This is a genomic window from Roseivirga sp. AWQ4_251 (genome assembly GCF_056158225.1).
On the sequence record NZ_JBSWSW010000002.1, the window covers coordinates 1,861,028 to 1,886,832 of the forward strand.

Here is a 25,805-nt window from a genome sequence, read left to right on the forward strand (position 1 = left end):
AGAGACTAATATTAAAGAAAATAAAGCTAGTAAAAGAGGCTGCTGTAGAGCAAAACCCTTCAATTTGAGCTGAAGCCGATTTCAAACGTTTGCAAAAAGTTTATGCTTTTCTTAAAGATGAGGCTCTCGGGATGATTACAGGCTCCAAAATGGAAATCTGGCTTTTGCGTGTGTTGTCTTCATTGTTGATTTCATCAAGCATAAGTCGGGCAGCTTCTCTACCCATTTCGTAACCCAATTGATTGACACTGCTGAGCGCAGGTTCTAACAAGGCGCAGAATTGCCAATCGCTAAAGCCGATGATGGCAATGTCTTCGGGTACTTTTAAATTATGCTTTTTAGTGGAGGCTAGCACGCCAAGAGCTGCCATATCGTTGTTGGCAAAAACACCGTCAATTTGCTTTCCTGTAGCCAATAGATCACTAAAGAGTTTTTCGGCCAGTTCGTTTTTGCCTTCCCTGCATTCTACAATTAGCGATTCATCAATCGGAATGTTATGGTCTTCGAGGGCGCTGATATAGCCTTCTTTTCTTTTACGACTTAGAATCAGGTTTTCAGGTCCACCCAAATGGACAATGTGTTTACAACCTTGTTCAATCAGGTGTACTGTGGCATCGTAAGCGCCTTCATAATCGTCAACAATCACACTGCTGGCGTTCATGCCTTCTACCAATCTATCGAAGAAAACCAAAGGGGTTCCTTCGTCTCGAACCTTCTGAAGGTGTTTCAAATCGGAAGTTTCTCTCGAAATGGAAACCAATAAACCATCTACTCGGGCACTCATTAAGGCGTCAATGCTGTCGGCCTCGCGCTCGTACGATTCGTTGGACTGGCAAATCATTACATTATAGCCTTCTTTCATGGCTTCATCTTCTATTCCGCTAATTACAGTAGAGAAAAAGAAGTGAACCGTTTCGGGAATGATCACGCCTATGATGTTGGTTTTTTGATTTCTGAGGCTTAACGCAATGGCATTTGGGCGATAGTTATACTTATTAGCAAGGTCAACCACGGCCTTTCTTGTTTTAGGGCTTATGCCAGGAAAATCCTTCAATGCCCGCGAAACCGTAGAGCACGATATGTTAAGTTCTTTCGCTATGTCTTTTATAGTAACCTGCCCGCTTTTCATCTTCGCTGTATTCTTCGATTGTATTGGTAATACTCTAAATTACGCCTATATATTTCGTCTGGGCTGCCGCTGACAGAAAAAAAATGAAAAAATATTTAGTATCTAAATTTTAAATTTGGGCTGTTTCAAACGATTGCACTTGCTTTTTGGAGCCTGTGAGCGTATATACCGACATTGAAATTTCGGCTAATTATATCTACTTTCAACATGTATTTGAGGAGAAGCGGCTCGGGAGAACGTTTCCATCAAAATTGTAAAAAGCAATTTCCTCCATTTCTATTATAGTTTACTTTACTTATAGCGCATTTATGCGCTATAAGTGCTTTAAGCCTAGAGGTTAGCTTTACACAATTAATCCATTCATATACAGAGGAAATTTTCGTTTCTTTGATCCACAGTTATTAAGAACAAAATAAAAAACACATGTCAAGATTTAGAAGTGGTGTGCTTTATGGCCAAGAGCTTAAAGACTGCTTAAAATATGCCAAAGAGAATGAGTTCGCTTTACCGGCAGTAAACGTAACTGGTACTAATACCGTGAATGCCGTATTAGAGGTTGCTAAAAAGGTGAATTCACCGGTAATCATTCAATTTTCAGTAAGTGGAGCTGCATTTTACGCGGGTAAATCATTGAGCAACGATGATTACAATGCCTCTATTCAAGGTGCTATTTCTGGTGCTATGCACGTGCATTTAATGGCTGAGCACTACGGTGTTCCGGTAATTTTGCACACCGACCATGCTGCTAAAAAATTATTGCCATGGATCGATGGTTTGTTGGATGCTGGTGAGAAATACTACAAGCAACACGGGCAGCCTTTGTTCAGTACTCACATGCTCGACCTTTCTGAAGAATCTTTGGAAGAAAACTTAGAAATCAGTGCTAAGTATTTCGAAAGAATGAATGCCCTTGAAATGGGTATCGAAATCGAATTGGGTATTACAGGTGGTGAAGAAGATGGTGTAGATAACACCGATGTTGATTCTTCAAGACTTTACACTCAGCCAGAAGAGGTAGCACAAGCTTTTGAAACTTTAAGAAAAGTAGGTGATATCTTTACCATTGCAGCTTCTTTCGGTAATGTTCACGGAGTTTATAAACCAGGTAACGTAGAATTGAAGCCTGAAATCTTGAAAAACTCTCAAGACTATATCAAAGAGAAATTTGCTACTGAAGATAAGCCAGTTTTCTTCGTATTCCACGGGGGTTCAGGTTCAGAGCCAGCTCAAATCAAAGAAGCAACCACTTATGGCTCAATCAAAATGAACATCGATACCGATATTCAGTGGGCTTTCTGGGATGGCGTTCATGGCTACTACAACGATAAAAAGGATTATTTGCAAGGTCAGATTGGTAACCCAACTGGCGAAGATGCTCCTAACAAGAAATTCTACGACCCACGCGTTTGGTTGAGAAAAGGTGAGGAAAGCATTGTAAAAAGATTGGAAGAAGCTTTCACAAACCTTAACTGTTTAAACAGAAATTAAGGTTTCTTTCTTCTAGAAATACAGAGAGCAGCTGCTGAAAAGTAGCTGCTTTTTTTGTGGGGTCTCTTCAATCCAAGATTCTTGTTTTATTGGTTATGTTCAATTTTTAAGTAATTATGCTATATTCATGATGTGAATGATTTTTCGAATCTTTTATTTTTAGACATTGAGACCGCTGCGGCTCACAAGGATTTTTCAGAATTGCCTGAACGCATGCAAAACCTTTGGAAAAGGAAAGCGGCTTTTCTTAAGAATCCTGCTGATTTACCAGCTTCCGAATTGTATGGCCAAGCTGCCATTTATTCCGAATTCGGAAAAATTGTTTCTATTGCCGTTGGCTTTTTAAAGAAGGAAGAAAATGTACTCTCGCTTCGCATTAAAGATATTTCTAGTCACAACGAGATCGAGATTTTAAACGAATTCAAGAGTTTTTTAGAAGAAAAATTCGATGCCACAAAACTTCGTTTGTGTGCTCACAATGGAAAGGAATTCGACTTCCCCTACATTGCCAGACGCATGGTGATTAACGAAGTAGAACTGCCTAAAACGCTACAACTATCGGGTAAAAAGCCTTGGGAGATTCCTCATTTAGATACTATGGAAATGTGGAAGTTTGGCGACTATAAGCATTTTACTTCTCTGGATTTGTTGGCGGCCATTTTGAATATTCCCACTAGTAAAGATGATATTGATGGAAGCCGAGTAAACCATGTTTATCATCAAGAAAATGATTTGGAACGAATAGCAAAATATTGCAAAAAAGATGTCGCTGTGCTTGCTCAGGTGTTTCTTCGCTTAAATCAACTTCCCAAGTTGAGTGCCGAGCAAATATTGATTCTCTAAAAACCTTTGGGTTCTCCCTGCCTTTGCTTAATTTCTTCCTAATTTTAAACCAACCAATTAAGCAATCCCTATATGGGTAGAAAAAAATCAAGTCAGTCTCAACCGAAAACCTCTGTAAGGGGAATTAAGCAAATTGAGCCGCTGATTATAGAATTCCTTAGCCAACATTTGGGGCGAGGGTATCAAATTAAGCAAATCCTAAAATCTCTGGGCGTACGCGATAAGAATTCGAAGCGTATTGTTACCGAAGCCATATATCATTTAGAAGATACCGGAGTAATTAAAAAGCAGCGAAATGGCTCATATGCCATGGAAGGGGAACTGGAAACTATTATCGGAACGGTCGATTTTGTGAATCCGCGTTTCGCATATGTGGTGCCCGATAATGGTGAAGGTGATGATATTTGGGTTTCCATAGAAAACCTTCTTGGCGCTTTTGATGACGATAAAGTCAAAGTTGCTGTTCAGCCTAAAAGGCATGGCAAAAGTAGAGAGGGAAAAGTTGTTGAAATTCTTGATAGAAATAGAGAAGAATTTGTTGGACGATTGGAGATGTCGACCCGTTATGCCTTCGTAATTCCTGATTTCAAAAAAATGTTTCACGATGTTTATGTCCATCTCAATGACTTAAACGGAGCGAAACACAACGATAAAGTAATTGTCAAAATCACCCAGTGGCCCGAGCGCGATAAAAAGCCTGAAGGCGAAGTTATTCGCGTATTAGGGAAAGCTGGCGAGCACAATGCCGAAATTCACTCCATCATTGCAGAATTTGGCTTGCCATTGGAGTTTCCTGTTCGGGTAGAACAAGAAGCAGAATCAATCTCTGAGAAAATTTCCGCAGCGGAAATCAAAAAGCGGAAGGACTTTCGAGATGTCACCACATTTACCATAGACCCTTTCGATGCCAAGGATTTTGATGACGCACTTTCAATAAAAAGGCTAGATAATGGCCATACAGAAGTTGGAATCCACATTGCAGATGTTACGCATTATGTAGAAACTTCTGGCATATTGGAAGAAGAAGCGCTGAATAGGGCTACTTCGGTGTATTTGGTAGATAGAACCATTCCTATGTTGCCCGAAAGGCTTTCTAACGGTTTGTGTTCGCTAAGGCCAAATGAAGATAAGCTTACCTTTTCTGCCGTTTTCGAACTCGACAAAAGCGCCAACATCAAGTCTGAATGGTTTGGTAGAACCATTATCCATTCCGATAGAAGGTTTACTTACGAAGAAGCTCAAGAACGAATTGAGTTTGGAGAAGGCGATTTTGCTGAAGATATCAATCATTTGAATGCGCTTGCTCACCATTTGAAAGATAAAAGATTCAGAAATGGAGCGGTCAATTTTGAAACGGTTGAAGTGAAATTCAAGCTGGATGATGACGGAAAACCATTAGGAATTATTCCAAAGGAGAGAAAGGACGCGCACAAACTGATTGAGGAGTTTATGTTGTTGGCCAATAAACGCGTGGCCGAATTCGTCTTCAACAAAGGCAAGAAGTCGGCTAACAAAGGTTTAACCTTCGTGTATAGAACTCACGATGACCCTGATCCAGAAAAACTAACTACGTTTTCTACTTTCGCCATGCGTTTTGGGCATAAGCTGGACATTGAAAAGGCTGGAGTTTCTCAAACTTTAAATAAACTGCTGAACGAAATCGAGGGAAAACCAGAGCAAAACGTTTTGCAGCAATTGGCGATTCGCAGTATGGCCAAGGCAAAATATACAACAGCAGAGAACAAACATTACGGTTTGGCTTTTCCTCATTACACGCACTTCACTTCTCCCATCAGGCGATATCCTGACATGATGGTGCACAGGCTTCTGCAACATTATTTAGATGGTGGAAAATCTGCGGATAAGGAAGAAACGGAGGAGAAATGTGTGCATTCTTCTGAAAGAGAAAAACGAGCTGCCGATGCTGAAAGAGCTTCAATTAAATACAAACAAGTGGAGTTTATGTCGCTTGTTGAGAATAAAGTGTTCGATGGAATTGTAAGTGGCGTAACAGAATGGGGTATCTTTGTCGAAATTACCGAAACCAAGTGTGAAGGTATGGTTCGAATGTCTGACTTAACCGATGACTTCTACGAGTTTGACGAGCAGAATTACCGCGTGATTGGAAGACGAAACAAAAAAATGATCACGTTGGGAGATGATGTAAAAGTGACCGTTAAAGCGACAGATATCGACCGAAGAACCATCGATTTAATATTTGCAAAGGATGACAGAAAATCACCTGGAGCTGATCCGGCTCATTAACGATAGAATAGAACAACTTAATTACGGAAATCGCCCCAATGAGCTTTATGAGCCCATAAAGTACATTATGTCTTTAGGCGGAAAGCGCATGAGGCCGTTATTGGTGCTTTTGGCATATAAGCTTTTTAAGGATAATCCTGAATCGGTTTTGGATGAAGCGATAGCCGTGGAGGTTTTCCATAATTTCACCTTAGTTCATGACGATATCATGGACAATGCGCCCCTGAGAAGAGGAAAGGAAACGGTACATGAAAAGTGGAATGCGAATACAGCCATTCTTTCGGGCGATGTAATGATGGTGAAGGCTTATGAGTATTTGCTCAATGCCCCCGGTGATTTAAAGGCTATTCTGAAAAGCTTTAATGAATGTGCTGCTGGAGTTTGCGAAGGTCAGCAATTCGATATGAATTTTGAAAAGCTTGAGCAGGTTAAGGAAGAAGAATACATTGATATGATTCGCCTTAAAACTGCCATTTTGCTAGGTTTCAGTTTAAAGCTTGGCGCTATGCTGGCACAAGCCGATAGTTCAGATGCAGATTTGCTTTACGACTTCGGGGTGAAAATTGGAATAGGCTTTCAGTTAAAAGATGATTTGTTGGACGTTTATGGTGATCAGGCCAAATTCGGAAAGCAAGTGGGGGGCGATATCATTTCCAATAAAAAAACCTTTTTGTTGATTAAGGCTTTAGAGCTTGCCAAAAATGAACAGTTGGAAGAGCTGGAGCATTGGCTTTCTTTAGAGGATTTCAATAGTGAAGAAAAGGTGAACGCTGTAACTCAAATTTTCGATAGCATTGGTATTCAGCAACTGACTCGCGAAAAGATGGATGAATATTTTCAGCAAGGATTTGAGGCCTTGGAAAAACTGAATATCGATGAGGCTAAAAAGCAGTCGTTAAGGGCTTTCGCTGAGTATTTAATAGATAGAGAAAAGTAGATGAAGATTACGTACATCCTTATGGCTATTATTGGCCTGGTAACTTATTTCGCTTGGCAACGACCGGAATGGCATCGCAAATTGATGCTAAATCCGTATTCTGTCGTTTACCAAAAAAAGTATTACCAGTTACTGACCTCGGGTTTTGTACATAATAATTCTCTTCACCTTTTTTTGAACCTATTCACGCTCTATTTTTTCGGTTTAGCGATAGAAGATATCTTCTATTTCTATTATCACGAATTGGGTTATGTACTCTATGTGGGTTTGTTTCTTACCGCAATTATTGTGGCAAATATCCCCACTACTAATAAGTATAAGAACAATACAGGTTATAACTCTTTAGGGGCTTCTGGTGGGGTTTCGGCTTTGGTAATGTCTTTTATCCTTTTCGATCCTACTCAAGAGCTCTGTCTGTACGTGTTCATCTGTTTGCCGGGTTATATTTTGGGAGGCATTTTCATTGCGTACTCCATATTTATGAGCAAGCGAAACATGGACAACATAAATCACGATGCTCACTTATTTGGGGCACTTTACGGCTTGGGCTTTACGCTTCTTCTTCGGCCTTCAACCCTTTCTCGATTTATTGAAGCAATATTTTAGGAGTTCTTCAGAATTTCATATTAATTCGATACATGAATTTTAATATGATTTTTCGATTTTTATTTTTTACTATTTCTTTTGGGTTGATTTGCGTTCATTCCACTTTTTCTCAAGAAAGCAGCAACACTACTCAAGAGAGCATTTTCGTAACAGGAAAAGCTGAATATGACCAGTTGATAAAGTCAAAGGTTCACTACCCTAGAAATTCGCTGAGAAATGGAGTGCAAGGTGTGGCTATATTTGAGCTCACCATTCATCCTGATTCCACAATGACTGGTAGGGTTCTAACGCGTTTGGATGAGGATATTGAGAACGAATTGGTGGTTTTGATTTCTCAGCTATCTGGTTTTTGGAAAGTCAAACCTTCAGCATACAAAGTATATCAGCCATTATGTTTTTCAATGCAGCAGAGTTTTCGCGAGAACTTTGGACAGAATTTAGGGGGTTACCCTCAAAAGTTTGAAGGAGCATGGTTGGAGCCGATGGACGTAATAGCTAAAACGGCATTGAGAGTCGAGAGGACGGTAACTTCAACAGGCACTTCTTCTTATGGAAATGGAGGTGGGAATATGAGCAGAAGCCCATCTGCTCAAAGGATGTCAACCACTTCAAGAATGAAAATTGAAGATCATTATAAAACCTATCAAGGGCTTCAAAAGAAATACGAGAAAAGCTTCGATAAGGGCAAAAGCGAGAAGGCTTATGAGTATCTGAACCAGATGATTCACTTTAATCCATACGACATTACTTTGTTGACCAAGAGAAGAGAGCTGGAAGAATCGCTGGGGCTAAATACTTATAAGGCTTATGATGTGGCGTTAGCAAGCGCTCTTAGGGCAATGTAATCAGTAAATAAAAGGCATAAAAAAAGCTCAGTCATTGACTGAGCTTTTCTCTTTTCTTGTTTGAAAGACTAATTAAGCCTCTGCAGATTCACCTGAAAAAGGAACAACAGAAACATAAGATCTGTCTTTTCTTCCTTTTTTGAATTCTACAACACCGTCAGCTAATGCGAAAAGGGTGTGGTCTTTACCAATACCTACGTTTTCACCTGGGTGGTGCTTAGTACCTCTTTGTCTTACAATGATGTTGCCAGCAATAGCAGCTTGGCCACCGTATATCTTAACTCCTAGTCGTTTACTTTCCGATTCACGACCGTTTTTTGAACTACCAACTCCTTTTTTATGTGCCATGGTAATTAATTATTTAGAAATTGTTTCAATCAAAACCTTAGTGAAATCCTGACGGTGACCATTTTTCTTTTTGTAACCTTTTCTTCTTTTCTTTTTGAAGACGATCACTTTGTCACCTTTTACATGTCCGATAATTTTACCGGAAACCTTAGCACCACTAACGGTAGGTGCACCAACCTCAACTGTGCCTTCGTTGTCTAACAACAAGACTTTGTTGAATTCTACGGAAGCGCCCTCTTCGCCCTCCATCAAAGGAGCGTAAACGAATTGGTCTTGCGTTACTTTGAACTGCTTTCCTGCTATGTCTACAATTGCGTACATTGAATGTGTTTTTCAAAAACGGATTGCAAAGGTAATCAATTGATCGCCAAAAACAAACCAAATCTCACTCATAAATGCAAGCGAATTTCGAATATTAAATTTTCAATTTTTTGCACCTTGGAATACGTCTTTTTTTCGATGAATCTTTAGATTAAGATAGTATGTGTAAATCTCAATAAATAAGGTGTTTAAGTCATCATATTAATTGCTATACATATGAAAATTACCACACTGAATCGCATTGATTTTTACGCAGTTTTGTGTAATATTTGTTTCAGGTTTCGGCCCCAAAAAACAACCTAAATATTCCGTTCAGCCTCATTCCTAAGAATGTCAGGCACTTATCTCGGAATCGTCTTTTATAGTGTAGTGTTTGGACAATTATTCTCAGGTGATGCCTTTGAATAACCTTGCATCAGTTAGTACTGGGTGCTCCGTTACCTTATTATAGAACCCCAATTAACAAAAGAGAGACATGAGTGAGCTATCAGGCGTAGCAGAGGAACCATTATTGAGAGAAAACAAGGACAGATTTGTGCTGTTTCCTATTAAGCATGATGACATCTGGAATTTCTACAAAAAGGCAGAAGCAAGCTTTTGGACAGCTGAAGAAATCGACCTTCATCAAGATCTGACCGATTGGAACGATAAGTTGAATGATGAGGAAAGATACTTTATAAAACATGTACTCGCTTTCTTTGCTGCTTCTGATGGAATTGTGAATGAAAACTTGGCGGAAAACTTCGTGAATGAAGTTCAGTATACCGAGGCTAAGTTCTTTTATGGTTTTCAAATCATGATGGAAAACATTCACTCAGAAACCTACTCGCTTTTAATTGATACATATATAAAGGATCCCAAAGAAGCTGATCAGCTTTTCCATGCCATCGAGAATTTTCCTGCTATTAAGGAGAAAGCCGAATGGGCATTAAAATGGATCGAATCGCCTTCGTTTGCTGAAAGACTTATCGCTTTTGCAGCAGTTGAAGGTATTTTCTTCTCAGGAAGTTTCTGTTCTATTTTCTGGTTGAAGAAAAGAGGTTTAATGCCAGGCCTTACTTTCTCAAACGAATTGATTTCAAGAGATGAAGGTTTGCATTGCGACTTCGCCTGCCATTTGCACAATAATCACTTAATAAATAAAGTACCTAAAGAAAGAATTAAGGAAATCATTGTTAATGCCTTAGATATTGAAAGAGAGTTCATTACGGAGTCTCTTCCTGTGCGTTTGATTGGGATGAACTCCGATTTAATGGCTCAATATCTAGAATTTGTAACAGATCGACTACTTGTAGAGTTAGGTTGTGAGAAAGTTTATAATTCGACCAATCCTTTCGACTTTATGGAGATGATCTCATTACAGGGTAAAACCAACTTTTTCGAGAAAAGAGTGGGAGAATACCAAAAAGCTGGCGTCATGAAAGAGAATGACGGTGGCAATGCTCACAAATTCAGCATGGACGAAGATTTTTAACCAATATTTCATAAACACCCCCAAACCCCCAAATAAATATGTTAGTAGTCAAAAGAGATGGCAGGCACGAGTTGGTTAAGTTCGACAAGATTACTGCCCGGATAGAGAAGCTATCCTACGGATTGGATCCATCTTTTGTGGAGCCTGTAGAGGTAGCCAAAAAAGTTATCGAAGGCCTGTACGATGGTGTAAGCACTCAGGATTTGGATAATCTAGCTGCTGAAATTGCCGCCACCATGACGGTTAAGCACCCTGATTATGCTAAGCTTGCTGCTAGAATAGCCATTAGCAACCTTCATAAAACTACCAGCAAATCGTTTTCTAATACCATGAAAAGGCTCTACACTTATGTAGACCCAAAAACAGGAGAAAATGCTCCATTGGTATCGAAAGAAACTTACGGTATAGTTAAGGCTAATGCAGCCAAGCTAGATTCAAACATTATTTACGACAGAGATTTTAGCTACGATTACTTCGGGTTTAAGACGTTGGAAAGGTCTTACTTGATGAAAATCGATGGTAAAATTGTGGAGCGTCCTCAGCATATGCTAATGAGGGTTGCAGTTGGTATTCATGGCGAAGACATTGAAAAGGCGATTGAAACTTACAATCTACTTTCAGAAAAATGGTTTACACATGCTACTCCAACTTTATTCAATGCCGGTACTCCAAAACCACAGCTTTCTTCATGCTTCTTATTAACCATGAAGGACGATAGCATTGATGGTATTTATGATACATTGAAGCAAACAGCCAAAATCTCTCAGTCTGCTGGAGGTATTGGACTAAGCATTCATAATGTAAGAGCAAAAGGATCGTATATCAAAGGCACCGGGGGCGTTTCCAATGGTATTGTGCCAATGTTGAGAAACTTCGACATGACAGCACGCTACGTTGACCAGGGGGAGGAAAAAGAAAAGGGTCTTTTGCGATATACTTAGAGCCTTGGCATGCTGACATCTTCGATTTCTTAGATCTGAAGAAAAACCACGGTAAGGAAGAATTAAGAGCTAGAGATTTATTCTACGCCCTTTGGATTTCCGACCTGTTTATGAAAAGGGTTGAAAACAACGAAGAGTGGACCTTGTTCTGCCCTAACGAAGCGCCAGGCTTGGCCGACTGTTACGGAGAGGAATTTGAGAGACTTTATGAAAAATACGAGCGCGAAGGTAAAGGGCGTAAAACTGTAAAAGCGCAAGACCTTTGGTTCGAAGTTTTGGAATCTCAAATCGAGACCGGTACACCTTATATGTTGTATAAGGATGCTGCCAACAAAAAATCAAACCAGAAAAACTTAGGTACTATCAAGTCTTCAAACTTGTGTACCGAAATTATAGAATATACAGCTCCAGACGAAGTTGCGGTTTGTAACTTGGCTTCTTTGGCATTGCCTAAGTTTGTGAATGAAGAAGCTAAATCTTACGATTTCCAAAAGCTATATGACGTTACTTACGTTGCAACTAAAAACTTGAACAAGGTAATTGATGTAAACTATTACCCTGTTGAAGAAGCTAAGAATTCGAACATGCGCCACAGACCGATTGGTTTGGGTGTTCAAGGATTGGCCGATGCTTTCATTTTAATGGGCATGCCTTTCGATTCTCCTGAAGCACGTAAGTTGAACAAGGACATTTTCGAAACCATCTACTTTGCTGCAATGACTGCTTCTAAAGACATCGCGAAAGTAGAAGGTACTTACGAGACCTTTAAAGGTTCTCCAGTTTCAAAAGGTATTTTCCAGTTCGATATGTGGGGAGTTACCCCAGAATCGGGCCTTTGGGATTGGGATAGCCTGAAGAAAGAAGTGAAGAAACACGGAGTAAGAAACTCTTTGTTGGTAGCGCCAATGCCTACAGCTTCTACTTCTCAAATCTTAGGAAACAACGAATGTTTTGAGCCTTATACTTCGAACATTTATACCAGAAGAACCCTTTCTGGAGAATTCGTAGTGGTGAACAAGCATTTGATGAGAGATTTGATTTCTCTAGGGCTTTGGAACGACAACATGAAGAATAAATTGATTGCTGCTAAAGGTTCTGTTCAGGCAATTCCTGAAATTCCTCAGCATATCAAAGAGCTTTATAAAACAGTATGGGAAATTTCTCAAAAGGCGATTATCGATATGTCTGCCGATAGAGGAGCTTACATCTGTCAGTCGCAAAGTTTGAACATCCACATTCAAGATCCGAACTTCGGTAAAATGACTTCTATGCACTTCTACGCTTGGAAGAAAGGATTGAAAACCGGTATGTATTACTTAAGATCAAGAGCTGCAGCTGATGCAATTCAGTTTACGGTAGACAAACAGGCTGCAACTTCGCCTTCTGCCAAAGACTTGGAGCAAAAAGCAGCAGATATGGCTTGCTCTTTAGATAATCCAGATGCTTGCGAAGCTTGCGGAAGCTAATTCAGAAATAGTCATCTAATGATACAGGCCCTCTCAGAAATGAGAGGGTTTTTTATTTGCTCGAAGAAAATGTAGGAGAGGATTTACAAGCGTTGAAATACTTTCCGCTAATGAACCTGATTGGTTAATAAATCTTCATAAACCATTTTGTAGCTGCCATTTACTTCTATGGAAGTAACACTAACGGTTTGCACCTTCCCTTCTCGGTTCATGACAAAATCATTCCATTGGTCACCTTTGCCACCATGTTTGTGAAAATCAATAATGGAGCTTTGTTCATAGGTGTTGTGGTGCTTTAGCCATTCGGAAAACCAATGTTTTCGCTCTTGCCTCACAGGTTCAGGATATAAAGTGCTAGAACTCCAAATATGTGGAGCATCCGCTTCCAAAGGTCGAACACTGATCAAATGTTCATCCCAAACCAATTCAGTAGCTTTCAGTTCTTCCCCAGTTTCTATAATAATCAAAGTGAAGGGCTCAATACCCCCAAAATCATATTCTGTACAGAACTTTTGAACATCTTCTGCCTTAAAAAAGTCGAGCAGCATAAGCCCACGGCTGAGTTTGTACGGAGGTTCATGTTGATGTTTTTCATAAGCTCCGTTTAGCAAACACAAGGTAAACCGCTGCTTGTCGGTGGCTATCCACGTTCCGCCAGCGAGAGGGTCTTTCGGAAAAAAGATTTCCTTGCCATTAATTGTGTAAGCTTGAGGAGCTAATGCAGCTCTTTTTGGGGTCTCATCTCGATTTGAGGTAAGAATATATGAGGTTTCTCCTTTAGGAAGAAAGGTTACTGTGCACATTCAGAATCCTTCTGATATTTAATAGTTGAGTAAGCGATGCCGAATCCGCTTGGGATTTCAATGTCGGGAAAAGCATTGATCAATGCTATTTTTATAATGGCCATATGATGCACGGCATGTTCAATATTGTATTGCAATTCCCTGAAAAGTGTGGTGTTAATCAAAACTGGGTCATTGCCTTCAATGGAGTAATTAGCTGACATGGTAATGGCTTTGTCCTGAGCAATGGCCGCTATTTCAATTGCCAGTGCATTCATTTTTTCGATTGCCAAAACCCGATTTTCTTCCAGTACTTTATCGTGTGATCTTTTATCGTAATCTACTTTGCTTGTGGTGTTACCCACCATCATCAGATCATAAAATTCAATGATGTGGCGCAAGTGCTTGCCTATTGAGTTTTCCGAGAGAATTTTCAGTGGAGACCTAAATTCTTCATCTTTAAGTTGCTTCGAAATAGCAATAAGTTGATTCAGTATGTCAATAGAGATTTGCTGAAGTTGCATTGAGTGATATTTAAAATAGATTGACCCATGATTTCCGAATTTACCAAATATTTCAATTTTCTGGGCTGGTAAATTTTTTAAATAGGGCCTTCTTCTTGATGATTGGCCTAGGTTTTAGTGATTGTCGGTGATTTTCTTCCATTCAGATTCAGCCTTTTTATACAAGTTTGCCTCATCTTTATTCCATGATTTCAGGGTGTTGTTGAAATAGAAATTGTAAAACAACAACAGCTTTCCATCCTTAATTTTAAAGGTTTCAGGGTCAATTTTTACTTTTTCGCCTGAAGCCATGGCAAAGGCGCACCAACCTCCGTAGGCTGGTTCATATTTCGAAGGATTTGCTTCGAACAAAGCTTTGTTTTTTGCTGAAGAAAAGAGGTAGGTAACATCATTATGTTTAAACTGAATATCTTTATTGCCTTCTTTCGCCTTTCCATCAATAAAATAAGCTACCGGATCATAACCCTGAAGAGCGAGACCGTCCTTTAAATTCAAATTTTTATTCTCTGTGGTTTGAGCATTGAGGTCGAAACCTGAGAACACAAAAATTAATAGGGAAACAATAAGCGTTTTTTTCATGATTTTAGAATTGTGTTCAAACTTACGAGCCCTATGGTTGTGGGTTGCTATTTCAATTTACGGATGTTAGCAATATGTTGGATTCATGACAATTGGAACTTAAAGGATATACTCTGAGGTTTCGGTTCTAATTACGATATTTCGTGAATCAACCTTTTGTTACAATAATGAAGTTATCTGAAAATCAACTAGCAGGCCTTTCTCGATTTACTGTAGAAAGGGCTTTAGCTTCTATTTTTTGGATGGATGAAGAAGGCCGAATCGTTTTTGCCAACGACACGGCTTGCAGCAATTACGGCTATACAAAAGCTGAGTTCGAGAGATTACACATTTATGATATCAACCGAAATTACGATCATTCTTCATACACATCCCTTCGTCAGAAAATTATTGAGAATGGCTTTCTAAATTTTGAATCGAGCCATTGGAATAAGCAAGGACAGGAAGTGCCTGTTGAGCTTTTCATTAATGTCGTTAATTATCAAGGCAAGACTTACAATGTAAGTTTTGTACTGAACATTTCGGAAAGAAAGCGTAAGGAGAAACTGCTGAAATCTGTAACGGAAAGCACGGTTGTGGCGATTGGGGAAGATTACTTTCGTTCTTTGGTAGAAAATGTAACTGAAGCATTGGGAGTTACCATGTCGGTAGTTACTGAATGTGCCAACACTGATAAAACTAGATTAAGAACTTTGGCTTACTATCGTGATGGTGAGATGAGGGAAAATGTGGAATACGACCTTGAAGGCACTCCCTGCAAAGTGATTTTTGATACCGAAAAGCCCTTCTATCAGAGCAAGAATGTTCATCGGGATTTTGTTCGCGATGAAGGCATTGAAGGTTATCTCGGTTTTCCTATCGTTTCTCATCAAGGAGAATGTATCGGCCATCTAGCGCTTTTCAGCGAACATGAAATGTCTATTTCTGATGAGGAAATCAATATTTTGAAAACGCTGGCTCATCGGGCGAGCCTTGAAATTGAAAGAAATACTGCCAATGCTAAGCTTCTTTTGGCCTTAAAAGAAGTGGAATCTTTAAAAGACAGATTAGAGGCGGAGAATTCATATCTGCAACAAGAAATCAAGGTTGATCATAATTTTGAAGAGATTGTAAGCCAAAGTCACAAGTTCAAACAAATTCTTACTCAGGTAGAACAAGTTGCTAAAACAGATGCTACGGTGCTTGTTTTGGGTGAATCGGGCACAGGTAAAGAACTGCTTTCTCGTGCTATCCACAACATCAGCAATCGAAAGACTAGGCCGCTGGTAAAAGTGAATTGTGCTTCATTGCCGGCCAACCTGATTGAAAGCGAACTTTTTGGCCATGAGAAGGGAGCTTTTACAGGAGCGATTGGCCGTAAACAAGGTAGGTTTGAATTGGCAGATGGGGGGACAATTTTTTTAGATGAGATTGGTGAACTACCGCTTGAATTACAATCCAAGTTGCTTCGTGTTTTGCAGGAAGGTGAATTCGAAAGGGTAGGTGGAGCAAAAACCCTCAAGGTAAATGTGCGTGTGATTGCCGCAACAAATCGAGAATTAGAAGAAGAGGTAGCAGAAGGCAGGTTTCGTGCAGACTTGTTCTATCGCCTGAATGTTTTCCCAATCCACAGCATTCCGCTGAGAGAAAGAAAGGAAGATATTCCTCTTTTGGTCAAACATTTTGTCGATAAATATGGCAGCCAAATGGGTAAACGCATTACCAATATTTCAAAGCGGGTAATTACTTCGCTTCAGTCGTATCATTGGCCGGGCAACATTCGCGAACTGGAAAACATCATTGAGCGGGCTGTCATTATAAGTCCAGACCAAAAGCTTGAATTAGGCAATTGGATGCCGCGAAAGGAGGTAGAAGAAGAACATGGTAGTTTGATTTCCATGGAGCAATTCGAGAAGGAGTATATTTTGAAAGTTCTGCATCACACAACTTGGAGGGTCAGTGGTGAAAAAGGAGCTGCTCGAATTTTGGGAATGAAGCCAACAACCTTAGAATCACGAATGAAAAAGTTAGGCATTAAGCGAGGTGCGTAAACTGCACTTAAATTTTTTATGGATTAACGATATATCGTGAATTCGTTTTTAAACATTTCTTCAATCTTAAAATTGAGAGCTTCAACTTCTTCAATTCCAGAGGGTAAGATGCTTAATGTCGGCTATCTAACATATTGATTTTTGAATTCCTGAAATAAAATGTTTTTCCTGATATATCAGGAAAATTAAATCTTAATTTCGGCCTCTTACTTTTGTTAATTAATTGTAATTAACTGAAATTCAAGTTTTTGTATTATTTTTTTTGAAAATGGCACGTCTGTTGTCTTTAAAGAGACAGTTCTGCATACGGCAGATCAATTAGTTTGGCTGAAGATTGAAAGTATGTGCCTTTGTGCACAACGTTTTGATTGGTTGTTTATCTTTCAACCTTGAAATGAAGAAGAGAAAATTACCCTTGTTGTTTGTTAAAGTATTCAATTATGAATACTGGCCCTTTTGGCTGTTTTTTATGCCATTGGTGCCATGGTGGGTGTATTTGGCTTTAAGAGCCAGGTCGTTTACTTACTTTACGGCAGCTAATCCTGGTATTGAACACGGGGGAGTTTTTGGTGAATCCAAGATCGATATTCTCAAGAAAATCGATGCTAAGTATTTGCCCAAAACCCAATTCTTCAAAGCAGATTCAAGTCCTGCCCAGGTTTTGTTTTTTATGGAAGAACAAAAACTTGACTTCCCAATAATTCTGAAACCGAATATTGGAGAACGTGGCTCTGAAGTGGAAAAGGTTGAAAACAGTACAAAGCTGCAAGCTTACCTTGCTAAACACAACGAAGATTTCATTGTGCAAGAATTTATCACTTATGAAATCGAGTTGGGCGTGTTGTACTACAGGTTTCCGAATAGCGATGAAACGGGAATTACTTCTGTGGTTGAAAAGGAATTTTTAACTGTTACAGGCGATGGAAATTCTAGTATTCTGGATTTAATTCAGCAGAATGATCGCGCGAGATTGCAGTTAGAAAGCCTGAATAGCATTTGGGGAGATGAACTTTTGAGTGTTTTGCCCAAAGGTAAAGTGAAAAACCTTCAACCTATCGGTAATCACTGCAAAGGAACCAAGTTTCTCAGTGGTATGCGCTTGCTTAATCCGCAGTTAGTAAAGGTTTTTGATGATGTGGCAGCCCGAATTGATGGTTTTTACTTCGGTAGGTTCGATTTAAAGGTGAAATCAATGGATGATCTTTATAAGGGAGAAAACATTCGAATTATGGAGTTGAATGGGGTTACTTCTGAACCTGCTCATATTTATGATCCCTCATTTTCTTTGTGGAAAGCCTACAGAGAAACTGCCAGAAACATGCACATGATGTACCGCGTGAGCAAAGCGAACATGAAAGCCGGGGTTAAAGTTACTCCCTTCCTTGAAATGTTTCGTTTGGTTCGTGCCCATTTTGGAAGAAAGGAGAATGCCGAGTTGCAATTAGCAACAAAGGTTAAACCTAGTGTTGCCAAATGATTGTTTGGTACATTCTTCAGGCGTTTCTTATCGCAACTGCCATCAGTTTTGCAGGTTCAATTCAATTAGGGCCTGTCAACTTCGGAACCATCAGAACAGCCCTTCAATACAATAGAAAATCAGCCATCCTTTTTGGATTTGGTGGTAGTTTGCCCGAATTGCTCTACAGTGCTTTGGCCATTGGAAGTTCCAATTTGCTAAGCCAGTTTGAGCAGCTCAACGACTACCTCAAATATTTGACAACTGGCGTCTTGTTTGTTTTTGGAATCTACCTGATTCTTCAAAAACCAGCTGAGGCGACTGACTCAACTGAAGTCAAAAAAGAAGGTAACCATATATGGCTTGGAATGAGCTTCGGCTTATTAAACCCTCAATTATTTCCCTTTTGGCTCTTTGTAATCACAAACCTCAGAAGCAACGGCTTTATGCCCCATGAAAGTTGGCCCGTACAGGTGGCTTTCGTCATTGGAACAGCTGCAGGCGCCTTTTTGCTCCAGTATTTGGTAGCAATTGTCACCTCCAAAAAGCGGCAGTTTGTTTATATGAAAATGACGAAAAACTATAATAAGGTCCTCGGCTCCATCATTTTGGCCGTAGCCATCTTCCAACTGGTGATTAACCTGTAAGAGCTATGCAACGAGAAATTAAATATTGGTATTTGAGAAACTATGACTTGTTCTCAAATCTCACAAAAGAGCAAATCAATGATTTGTCGAATGTCTCCAAATTCGTTCGAATGAAAAAAAGTCAGACGATTTATTTCGCTAATGATGAAGTAAAACGACTTTATTTTCTCATCAACGGAAAGATAAAGATCAGCGAGATTGATCAAACGGGGAATGAAATGATTAAGGACATCATTCTTACAGGAGATCTATTCGGTCAGGTGGCCTTTAATGCTATGGCTGCCAGCCATGAATATGCCGAAGTACTTTCTAGCGAAGTGATTTTGTGTACGCTTTCCATGGAAGAATTCGAAAAGTTGATGGAAAAGCACCCCGCTTTGAGCCTTAATTTCAGCAAAAAACTAGGCGACAAATTGAGAAAGCTTGAGCATCGCTATGCGAATTTGGTTTTTAAGGATGTGAAAGACAGGCTTAAGGACTTTCTGAAAACTTGGGCTTTGAATGAAGGGAAAAATGGCCAAGATGGCATTCTGATTAAGAACTATCTCACGCATAATGAAATTGCCAGCCTGATCAGTTCTTCACGCCAAACGGTGACTACCATTATCAACGAACTGAAAGAAGAAGGGGCATTAACTTACACTCGAAGCCAAATTGTAATTCCAGATTTGGCCGTATTGAATTAAGATTTGAATTCTATTTCAAAAAATTGAAGCTACTTCAAACCAACTCTATATCTGATAGAGTTAGGTTTGAGGCTGGTTTAGCAACCGTGGCAATGCTCTCCTTTGGCTTCGAACTCGATCGTCACGTGGTCAATGTGATTTTCTTTGAGTAGTTCTTTGGCCTTGGTTTTGATGTCGGCCATTTCTTGCAACGAAAGATTATTTTCTAAAACCATGTGTGCAGAAAGCACATTGTATTCGCCATCCATGGACCAAATATGGCAGTCATGCACATCGATAATTTCAGGAATGGCGAGTAGCTTCTGGCCAAGTTCTTCCATATTTACCTCATTAGGTTTGGCCTGTAGAATAATCAACAGACTTCTGCGAAGATTTCGAACCACATTGTAAATAATGAATACGGCTATAGAAATGGATAAAATCGGGTCGATAATGGGGACATCCCAAAACATCATCACCAAACTTCCGATCAGTACAGCCATCCAACCCAATACATCTTCTAAAAGGTGAAGGGAAATAACTTCTTCGTTAATAGAACTTCCTTTTTTCAGTTTTAAAACGGCAGCGCCATTCACAATTACCCCGAAAATGGCCAAGTATAACATGCCTTTTGCGTCTACAGCATTAGGGTTAAGCAGGGCAGGAATGGCTTCTGTTAAAATAATAATGGAGCCAACCAAAAGAACCACGGAGTTGATTAAAGCACCCATCAAGGAAAAGCGCTTGTAGCCATAGCTAAACTTTTCGTTTCGGCCTCGTTCAGAAACTTTTTGAAAATACCATGAAAGCCCAATGCTTAAACTATCGCCTAAATCATGTAGTGCATCGGAAAGAATAGCCAAACTACCGGTGTAAATTCCGCCAATGATTTCAACAATGGTAAAGAAGAAGTTAAGGAAGAAGGCAGTTTTTAAATTGCCCGTTCCATGGTGATGATGGTGGTGTCCGTGATGATGATCGTGATCATGTCCCATGCTCAAATGTAAGGGAGAAAGCCATGCAACAGGGCTTCAAGAAGATGTAGGTTTAATTTTCCTCCACTTTGAATAGCCTAAATTCAACTTGATCTTCATTAGTTTGATCCTTAACTCTAAAGTAGATGCCAGCATCACTTGTGAAAGCTTGATATAAATGGCCTAAGAATTCAATTTCATGCTCTGGAAGTTTGAAATACGAGAGTTTGTCGTTTGTGGTATTCAATACAATCAGAGTCGCACCTAGAGGTTCTGGTATTACTTCTTCAACACCAGAAATGAATTTGGGCTTTGTACCATGAAAAAATACTCGGTAAATGAATTTCTTATCAGGTGAAATGATCATGTCTTTGAAGTAAGGGGCTTGCTTGGGGTTCTGATGATAATTCATGCCTCCCTCAAAATGTTCTATTAGTATTTCTTTAGCATAATCAGAATAGCTAGCGACAGAAATGGGTGAATAACCAGCATAGATTGTTTTAGTATGCTGACCCTCTTTAAACACATATACGCTATCGGAAATTGAAGTGCTTGCATAGAGAAAACCGCCTTTCCACTTGAAATTGCGTTTGATGTTTTGAGCAAATTGCCTTCTTTTTTTAGCCTCTTTTTTTGTTTCTATTACAACCTCGTAATTGGGAATCAGTAAGTTGGTTTTAAGGTAGTGCTGGCTAAGGTTACCTCTCTCAATGTCAAAGAATACTCGTTCAAAATCTTCTTCTGTTCTTTCCATGAGCAAAAGTGAAGCCTCAATTTTGCCGTTTTTCAATTCAGAATCGAGGTCAAGAATAGCCCTTGGTTCATCGAAATTCAAAACTATAGCTCCGCCCTTTGACTTTTTACCATTGAATTTTTTTTGAACTATCTCACCTTCACCGTTCAAAGTGAGTAATCCAGAGGAGCTATCTAAAATAATGGAATCTGAAGAGTGAATACGGAACTGTGTGAGTAAATGGACTGCGTTAGGGCCTTCTTTTTCTAGAAGAATTTTGTTGTAGAGTTCATTGGTGTTGGCATCGTAAAAGTAAAATGCGTGGGTGATAGCATCATAGAAACTAATGGTTGGCCGCAGGTTTACGAGGCTCCATTTTATGCCCATTAAAGACTCAAAATTTAATCCGTTTTCTAACCTAATTGTTTTTATTCCTCCATCCGAAATCGTTAGAAAGTCTGCTTTAATTGAGGCGTTATGTTGTTCTGTATTGTTTTGGCATGAGAACGAAATTATCGCAATCGTAGAGAATAGTAATATTCCTTTAGGAAAGGAATAGAGCAGAAATGGAGTGCTATTCATAGAAAATCGAGACTAACTATAAATTAAGTTAATCTCGATTATTGTTGAAATATTTTTGGAGTTTTTGTGAAGATTTTTTGTTAGCCTCTGAATCTTATTTACTCGCTCCTTCTTTGATTGCTTCTACCACTTCAGGGTTCAGCAATGTCGAAATATCTCCAAGGTTTGAGCTGTCTCCCGCTGCAATTTTTCGGAGAATTCTTCTCATAATTTTTCCAGAGCGGGTTTTTGGTAAACCTGGCACAATCTGAATTTTATCAGGCCTTGCAATTGGCCCGATGATTTTGTTTACCGTTTCTTTGATTTCATTGATCAGGTTTTCTTCACTTCGTCCTTCCATATCGCAAATCACATAAGCGTAAATGCCTTGCCCTTTAATGTCGTGAGGATAACCCACTACCGCGGATTCAACCACTTTTGGGTGCTCATTGATGGCGTTTTCAACTTCGGCCGTGCCCATTCTGTGGCCAGAAACATTGATTACATCATCTACCCTACCTAGAATTCTATAGTACCCATCCTCGTCACGTTTTACTCCGTCCCCTGTGAAATAATGGCCTGGGAAGGAAGAGAAATACGTTTGTCTGCATCTTTCATGATCGCCATAGGTAGTGCGCAACATGGAAGGCCAAGGGAATCGAATGCACAAATTGCCTTCAACGGAATTGCCCTTGAGCTCATTACCTTCATTGTCGAGAATGACAGGTTGAATACCCGGTAGAGGCATGGTCGCATAGGCAGGTTTAGTTGGTGTAATGCCCGGAAGAGGCGAAATAAGAATGCCTCCCGTTTCGGTTTGCCACCAAGTATCCACAATAGGGCATTTGCCTTTGCCCACATGATCGTGGTACCAGTGCCAAGCTTCTTCATTAATGGGTTCACCTACAGAACCCAGCACTTTCAAGCTGTCCAGTTTGTAAGGTTCAAGCGGCTCTAAACCAAAAGCCTGCAAAGCCCGAATGGCCGTTGGGGCGGTATAAAACTGGTTTACTTGGTGTTTATCGCAAATGGCCCAGAATCGGCCGGCATCAGGGAAAGTAGGGACACCTTCAAACATAACCGAAGTGGCACCAGCCAAAAGTGGCCCATAAACAATGTAACTATGGCCTGTAATCCAGCCCACATCTGCCGTGCACCAATAAATATCGCCCTGATTGTATTGAAAAACATTCTGGAATGAATAGGTAGTGTAAATCATGTAACCACCGCAAGTATGAACCACTCCTTTCGGCTTGCCAGTAGAACCAGAAGTATAAAGAATGAAGAGCATATCTTCAGAATCCATCGGCTCGGCTTTGTTTTCGGTAGAAACTCCTGCAATGGCATCGTGCCACCAAATGTCTCTTCCTTCTTTCATGTTTACCTCTTGTCCGGTTCTTTTGAGCGTAATAACCGTTTCAATGGAAGTGCATGATTCAAGCGCTTCATCAACCACGTCTTTGACCGCTATTTTTTTGCTTCCGCGAAAATTTCCGTCAGAAGTTAAAACCATCTTCGCCTGACAATCATTGATTCGATCAGCCAAAGCCGAGGCCGAAAAACCTGCAAACACAACAGAATGAATCGCTCCAATTCTAGCACATGCCAACATAGCAACTGCTGCTTCAGGTACCATGGGAATGTAAATAATTACCCGATCACCTTTGCCAACTCCCTTTGCCTTCATGGCATTGGCAAACTGACAAACCTTGGCGTGAAGTTCTTTGTAGGTTAATGTAATGTGTCCTTCACTAGGATCATTTGGTTCCCAAATAATAGCCGCTTGATCGCCTCTGGTATATAAATGCCTGTCGAGCACATTTTCAGTAATGTTCAGCTTTCCGTTTACAAACCATTTAACGTCAGGCTTCTTAAAATCCCACTCAACTACCTTGTCCCATTTCTTCTTCCAATGAAAAGAATCGGCTATTCTTGCCCAAAAGGCCTCTGGGTCTTGTACACTTTTTTGGTATTCATAAAAGTAGCCGCTCAGGCTATGGATTCTGTCGCTCATGATTATCGGTTTATGACCCATTTTAAGCATTTATCAGCTTAACTGAAAGTGCTTTTCTATGCGTTTTGGAGTATTCTACTCAGATTAAGAGGATTGTTCAAGTATTAAACTTCTCAGCTAATGAACTCAAGAAAAAAGTCTAATCTTTGAAAGAACCTGGGATTCGAATTTCCTCCACAATGTCTTGAACTTCTTTAGGTGGAGGCGATGTGAAATGGCACACAATCAACGCAACCACAAAATTGATAATCATGCCTACGGTACCAAATCCTTCTGGTGAAATCCCAAACCACCAATCTTCTGAAGTAGTCGGGCCTCCGATCCAACCCAATTTATAGCGCATCATATAGTATAAGGTGATGGCTAAACCTACAACCATTCCTGAAATGGCGCCTTCTTTGTTCATTCGTTTATAAAAAATGCCTAGAAATATGGCTGGAAAAAAGGAAGCCGCAGCCAAGCCGAAGGCCAAAGCCACAACTGCCGCCACAAAATCGGGCGGATTAATGCCGAAATAACCAGCAACCACTACAGCCAAAAGAGATGATCCTCTGGCAATCCAAAGTTCTGATTTATCGCTTAAGTCGGGAATGAACTGCTTTTTAACCAAGTCATGCGAAACGGAGCTCGAAATAACCAATAATAAACCTGCTGCGGTTGAAAGTGCTGCCGCCAAACCACCAGCTGCTACCAATGCGATAACCCAATTGGGCAATTCAGCGATTTCAGGATTGGCCAAAACCATGATGTCATTATCGATGAAGAGCTCGTTTGCATTGCTATTGTCAATGTTGTTTATGATTAGTCGTTGCCCAGAACCGCCTCTTTCTTCACTAAAGCTAGGTTGGCCTTCCGCGAAAACTTTACCCGGCCTGTATTGAATAATTCCATCGCCATTTTTATCATACCAAGCCAAAAGTCCTGCATTTTCCCACGTGTTGAACCATTTTGGCATTTCTGTGTAAGATTTGTCATTCACAGAATCCATTAGGTTGGTTCTTGCGAAAGCTGCTACGGCCGGAGCGGTTGTATACAGAATGGCAATAAAGGCTAAAGCATAACCAGCGGAAATTCGAGCGTCTTTCACCTTTTTCACTGTAAAAAACCTTACAATCACATGAGGAAGCCCAGCAGTGCCAACCATAAGCGCTGCCGTAATAAAGAAAATATCTTGTGTGGACTTACTTCCGTCAGTAAATGCGGTAAATCCTAGCTCAGTCATTAAGCCATCCAGTTTTTCGAGAAGCGGAGTTCCGGTGCCAACCATATTGCTGCCAAAACCCAGTTGCGGAATTGGATTGCCCGTGAGTTGAATAGAAATGAAAATGGCAGGTACCATAAAGGCGAAAATCAACACGCAATATTGAGCCACTTGGGTATATGTGATGCCTTTCATTCCCCCTAAAACCGCATAGAAGAAGACTATGCCCATGCCAATGTAAACGCCATTGTTAATGTCGGTTTCCAGAAATCTGGAAAAGACCACGCCAACACCTCTCATTTGCCCTGCTACATAAGTAAAAGACACGAACAGCGCACAAACAACTGCAACTGTGCGAGCGAGATTTGAATAGTAGCGATCTCCAATGAAATCGGGAACGGTGAATTTGCCGAACTTCCTTAAATAAGGAGCTAGTAAAAGTGCGAGTAAGACATAGCCGCCCGTCCAGCCCATAAGGTAAACGGAGCCATCGTAGCCAGAAAATGCGATAAGCCCCGCCATGGAAAGAAAAGAAGCCGCAGACATCCAGTCGGCAGCCGTTGCCATACCGTTGGCCAATGGGCTAATGCCACCTCCAGCAATGTAGAATTCCTTGGTAGAACCTGCTCTCGACCAAATTGCAATGCCGATATAAATAGCGAAGGAAAGCCCAACGATAATGTAAGTCCAAATTTGTACGTCCATTATTCTTCCTCCACTTTAAAAGCTTTGTCCAACTTGTTCATAAGCCTTACATACACAAAAATCAAAACCACAAAAGTGTAAATGGAGCCCTGCTGAGCAAACCAAAAGCCAAGTTTAAAACCGCCAAGTTGAATGGTGTTTAGCTGATCGACCAGCAAAATGCCGAAACCGTACGAAACAATAAACCAGATGAATAAGAGAATGACAAGGTAAGTGAGATTGCGTTTCCAGTACGCCTTTCGTTGAGCTTGATGGTCCATAGGTTGAAGTT

At 40.2% G+C, this 25,805-nt stretch carries 22 protein-coding genes and 1 pseudogene; 12 read left to right on the forward strand and 11 right to left on the reverse strand.

What is annotated here, in order from left to right:
- Positions 1-100: 100 nt before the first annotated feature.
- Entirely contained in the window at positions 101-1,129 is a 1,029-nt protein-coding gene (locus ACXACJ_RS22030) for a LacI family DNA-binding transcriptional regulator (RefSeq protein ID WP_475136599.1), read from the reverse strand.
- Between the two features lie 423 nt (positions 1,130-1,552).
- Between ACXACJ_RS22030 and fbaA the strand changes: the two genes are divergently transcribed.
- The 6 genes from fbaA to ACXACJ_RS22060 all read left to right on the forward strand — a co-directional run bounded on the left by fbaA (position 1,553) and on the right by ACXACJ_RS22060 (position 8,113).
- Complete coding sequence (gene fbaA / locus ACXACJ_RS22035; protein WP_475136600.1) at positions 1,553-2,617, forward strand: class II fructose-bisphosphate aldolase; 1,065 nt, start codon at positions 1,553-1,555, stop codon at positions 2,615-2,617.
- Between the two features lie 132 nt (positions 2,618-2,749).
- Positions 2,750-3,460: a 3'-5' exonuclease gene (locus ACXACJ_RS22040; protein ID WP_475136601.1), complete on the forward strand. Its 711-nt coding sequence runs from the start codon at positions 2,750-2,752 to the stop codon at positions 3,458-3,460.
- A gap of 72 nt (positions 3,461-3,532) precedes the next feature.
- A complete protein-coding gene (rnr, locus tag ACXACJ_RS22045) occupies positions 3,533-5,725 on the forward strand; it encodes a ribonuclease R (RefSeq protein ID WP_475136602.1) in 2,193 nt (730 codons plus the stop codon).
- On the forward strand, positions 5,688-6,662 hold the full coding sequence (locus ACXACJ_RS22050; RefSeq protein WP_475136603.1) for a polyprenyl synthetase family protein: 975 nt from the start codon (positions 5,688-5,690) through the stop codon (positions 6,660-6,662). The genes rnr and ACXACJ_RS22050 overlap by 38 nt, the downstream gene beginning before the upstream one ends.
- Entirely contained in the window at positions 6,663-7,268 is a 606-nt protein-coding gene (locus ACXACJ_RS22055) for a rhomboid family intramembrane serine protease (RefSeq protein WP_475136604.1), read from the forward strand. It abuts the gene before it with no gap.
- Between the two features lie 44 nt (positions 7,269-7,312).
- Positions 7,313-8,113 carry an energy transducer TonB gene (locus tag ACXACJ_RS22060; protein WP_475136605.1) on the forward strand — a complete coding sequence of 267 codons (801 nt, stop codon included), beginning with the start codon at positions 7,313-7,315 and terminating at the stop codon, positions 8,111-8,113.
- Positions 8,114-8,185: 72 nt separating this feature from the next.
- Here the strand turns inward: ACXACJ_RS22060 and rpmA are convergent, their stop codons facing one another.
- Complete coding sequence (gene rpmA / locus ACXACJ_RS22065; protein ID WP_475136606.1) at positions 8,186-8,461, reverse strand: 50S ribosomal protein L27; 276 nt, start codon at positions 8,459-8,461, stop codon at positions 8,186-8,188.
- A 9-nt stretch (positions 8,462-8,470) separates the two neighbouring features.
- Complete coding sequence (rplU, locus tag ACXACJ_RS22070; RefSeq protein ID WP_475136607.1) at positions 8,471-8,782, reverse strand: 50S ribosomal protein L21; 312 nt, start codon at positions 8,780-8,782, stop codon at positions 8,471-8,473.
- Between the two features lie 475 nt (positions 8,783-9,257).
- On the opposite strand from rplU, the gene ACXACJ_RS22075 reads away from it, so the two are divergent.
- Positions 9,258-10,256, forward strand: coding sequence for a ribonucleotide-diphosphate reductase subunit beta (locus tag ACXACJ_RS22075; RefSeq protein ID WP_475136608.1), 999 nt, complete (start codon positions 9,258-9,260; stop codon positions 10,254-10,256).
- Positions 10,257-10,294: 38 nt separating this feature from the next.
- A pseudogene (locus ACXACJ_RS22080) lies at positions 10,295-12,663 on the forward strand (ribonucleoside-diphosphate reductase subunit alpha).
- Between the two features lie 107 nt (positions 12,664-12,770).
- On the opposite strand, the gene ACXACJ_RS22085 reads toward ACXACJ_RS22080, so the two are convergent.
- The 3 genes from ACXACJ_RS22085 to ACXACJ_RS22095 all read right to left on the reverse strand — a co-directional run bounded on the left by ACXACJ_RS22085 (position 12,771) and on the right by ACXACJ_RS22095 (position 14,548).
- Positions 12,771-13,466 (reverse strand): NRDE family protein, encoded by a 696-nt coding sequence (locus tag ACXACJ_RS22085; RefSeq protein ID WP_475136609.1) that lies wholly within the window; start codon positions 13,464-13,466, stop codon positions 12,771-12,773.
- Complete coding sequence (locus ACXACJ_RS22090; RefSeq protein ID WP_475136610.1) at positions 13,454-13,969, reverse strand: hypothetical protein; 516 nt, start codon at positions 13,967-13,969, stop codon at positions 13,454-13,456. Before ACXACJ_RS22090 ends, ACXACJ_RS22085 begins: the two co-directional genes overlap by 13 nt.
- A gap of 114 nt (positions 13,970-14,083) precedes the next feature.
- Positions 14,084-14,548: a YHS domain-containing (seleno)protein gene (locus ACXACJ_RS22095; RefSeq protein WP_475136611.1), complete on the reverse strand. Its 465-nt coding sequence runs from the start codon at positions 14,546-14,548 to the stop codon at positions 14,084-14,086.
- A 167-nt stretch (positions 14,549-14,715) separates the two neighbouring features.
- On the opposite strand from ACXACJ_RS22095, the gene ACXACJ_RS22100 reads away from it, so the two are divergent.
- The 4 genes from ACXACJ_RS22100 (at position 14,716) to ACXACJ_RS22115 (ending at position 19,367) form a co-directional block, all read left to right on the forward strand.
- On the forward strand, positions 14,716-16,578 hold the full coding sequence (locus ACXACJ_RS22100) for a sigma 54-interacting transcriptional regulator (RefSeq protein WP_475136612.1): 1,863 nt from the start codon (positions 14,716-14,718) through the stop codon (positions 16,576-16,578).
- A 394-nt stretch (positions 16,579-16,972) separates the two neighbouring features.
- The gene (locus tag ACXACJ_RS22105; RefSeq protein WP_475136613.1) at positions 16,973-18,055 is read left to right on the forward strand and encodes a hypothetical protein; all 1,083 of its coding nucleotides are present in this window, start codon (positions 16,973-16,975) and stop codon (positions 18,053-18,055) included.
- On the forward strand, positions 18,052-18,681 hold the full coding sequence (locus ACXACJ_RS22110) for a LysE family translocator (protein WP_475136614.1): 630 nt from the start codon (positions 18,052-18,054) through the stop codon (positions 18,679-18,681). Before ACXACJ_RS22105 ends, ACXACJ_RS22110 begins: the two co-directional genes overlap by 4 nt.
- Before the next feature lie 110 nt (positions 18,682-18,791).
- Positions 18,792-19,367: a Crp/Fnr family transcriptional regulator gene (locus ACXACJ_RS22115; protein WP_475136615.1), complete on the forward strand. Its 576-nt coding sequence runs from the start codon at positions 18,792-18,794 to the stop codon at positions 19,365-19,367.
- A 77-nt stretch (positions 19,368-19,444) separates the two neighbouring features.
- On the opposite strand, the gene ACXACJ_RS22120 is transcribed toward ACXACJ_RS22115, so the two are convergent.
- The 5 genes from ACXACJ_RS22120 to ACXACJ_RS22140 form a co-directional block, all read right to left on the reverse strand.
- A complete protein-coding gene (locus ACXACJ_RS22120; protein ID WP_475136616.1) occupies positions 19,445-20,341 on the reverse strand; it encodes a cation diffusion facilitator family transporter in 897 nt (298 codons plus the stop codon).
- A 52-nt stretch (positions 20,342-20,393) separates the two neighbouring features.
- The gene (locus ACXACJ_RS22125; protein WP_475136617.1) at positions 20,394-21,635 is read right to left on the reverse strand and encodes a DUF4221 family protein; all 1,242 of its coding nucleotides are present in this window, start codon (positions 21,633-21,635) and stop codon (positions 20,394-20,396) included.
- Positions 21,636-21,729: 94 nt separating this feature from the next.
- A complete protein-coding gene (gene acs / locus ACXACJ_RS22130; protein ID WP_475136618.1) occupies positions 21,730-23,628 on the reverse strand; it encodes an acetate--CoA ligase in 1,899 nt (632 codons plus the stop codon).
- Positions 23,629-23,767: 139 nt separating this feature from the next.
- Positions 23,768-25,534, reverse strand: a complete 1,767-nt coding sequence (locus ACXACJ_RS22135; RefSeq protein ID WP_475136619.1) for a sodium:solute symporter family protein — start codon at positions 25,532-25,534, stop codon at positions 23,768-23,770.
- Positions 25,534-25,794, reverse strand: a complete 261-nt coding sequence (locus ACXACJ_RS22140) for a DUF4212 domain-containing protein (protein ID WP_475136620.1) — start codon at positions 25,792-25,794, stop codon at positions 25,534-25,536. The genes ACXACJ_RS22135 and ACXACJ_RS22140 overlap by 1 nt, the downstream gene beginning before the upstream one ends.
- Between the last annotated feature and the right edge of the window lie 11 nt (positions 25,795-25,805).

Bases quoted from the DNA above. Each gene is read 5' to 3' on its own strand.
- rplU (WP_475136607.1), bottom strand. From the start codon at position 8,782: ATGTACGCAATTGTAGACATAGCAGGAAAGCAGTTCAAAGTAACGCAA.
- ACXACJ_RS22085 (WP_475136609.1), bottom strand. From the start codon at position 13,466: ATGTGCACAGTAACCTTTCTTCCTAAAGGAGAAACCTCATATATTCTT.
- ACXACJ_RS22105 (WP_475136613.1), top strand. From the start codon at position 16,973: ATGAAGAAGAGAAAATTACCCTTGTTGTTTGTTAAAGTATTCAATTAT.
- ACXACJ_RS22050 (WP_475136603.1), top strand. From the start codon at position 5,688: ATGACAGAAAATCACCTGGAGCTGATCCGGCTCATTAACGATAGAATA.
- ACXACJ_RS22115 (WP_475136615.1), top strand. From the start codon at position 18,792: ATGAAAAAAAGTCAGACGATTTATTTCGCTAATGATGAAGTAAAACGA.
- ACXACJ_RS22075 (WP_475136608.1), top strand. From the start codon at position 9,258: ATGAGTGAGCTATCAGGCGTAGCAGAGGAACCATTATTGAGAGAAAAC.
- acs (WP_475136618.1), bottom strand. From the start codon at position 23,628: ATGAGCGACAGAATCCATAGCCTGAGCGGCTACTTTTATGAATACCAA.
- ACXACJ_RS22060 (WP_475136605.1), top strand. From the start codon at position 7,313: ATGATTTTTCGATTTTTATTTTTTACTATTTCTTTTGGGTTGATTTGC.
- ACXACJ_RS22030 (WP_475136599.1), bottom strand. From the start codon at position 1,129: ATGAAAAGCGGGCAGGTTACTATAAAAGACATAGCGAAAGAACTTAAC.
- rpmA (WP_475136606.1), bottom strand. From the start codon at position 8,461: ATGGCACATAAAAAAGGAGTTGGTAGTTCAAAAAACGGTCGTGAATCG.
- ACXACJ_RS22090 (WP_475136610.1), bottom strand. From the start codon at position 13,969: ATGCAACTTCAGCAAATCTCTATTGACATACTGAATCAACTTATTGCT.
- ACXACJ_RS22135 (WP_475136619.1), bottom strand. From the start codon at position 25,534: ATGGACGTACAAATTTGGACTTACATTATCGTTGGGCTTTCCTTCGCT.
- ACXACJ_RS22110 (WP_475136614.1), top strand. From the start codon at position 18,052: ATGATTGTTTGGTACATTCTTCAGGCGTTTCTTATCGCAACTGCCATC.
- ACXACJ_RS22120 (WP_475136616.1), bottom strand. From the start codon at position 20,341: ATGGGACATGATCACGATCATCATCACGGACACCACCATCATCACCAT.
- ACXACJ_RS22100 (WP_475136612.1), top strand. From the start codon at position 14,716: ATGAAGTTATCTGAAAATCAACTAGCAGGCCTTTCTCGATTTACTGTA.
- fbaA (WP_475136600.1), top strand. From the start codon at position 1,553: ATGTCAAGATTTAGAAGTGGTGTGCTTTATGGCCAAGAGCTTAAAGAC.
- ACXACJ_RS22055 (WP_475136604.1), top strand. From the start codon at position 6,663: ATGAAGATTACGTACATCCTTATGGCTATTATTGGCCTGGTAACTTAT.
- rnr (WP_475136602.1), top strand. From the start codon at position 3,533: ATGGGTAGAAAAAAATCAAGTCAGTCTCAACCGAAAACCTCTGTAAGG.
- ACXACJ_RS22095 (WP_475136611.1), bottom strand. From the start codon at position 14,548: ATGAAAAAAACGCTTATTGTTTCCCTATTAATTTTTGTGTTCTCAGGT.
- ACXACJ_RS22140 (WP_475136620.1), bottom strand. From the start codon at position 25,794: ATGGACCATCAAGCTCAACGAAAGGCGTACTGGAAACGCAATCTCACT.
- ACXACJ_RS22125 (WP_475136617.1), bottom strand. From the start codon at position 21,635: ATGAATAGCACTCCATTTCTGCTCTATTCCTTTCCTAAAGGAATATTA.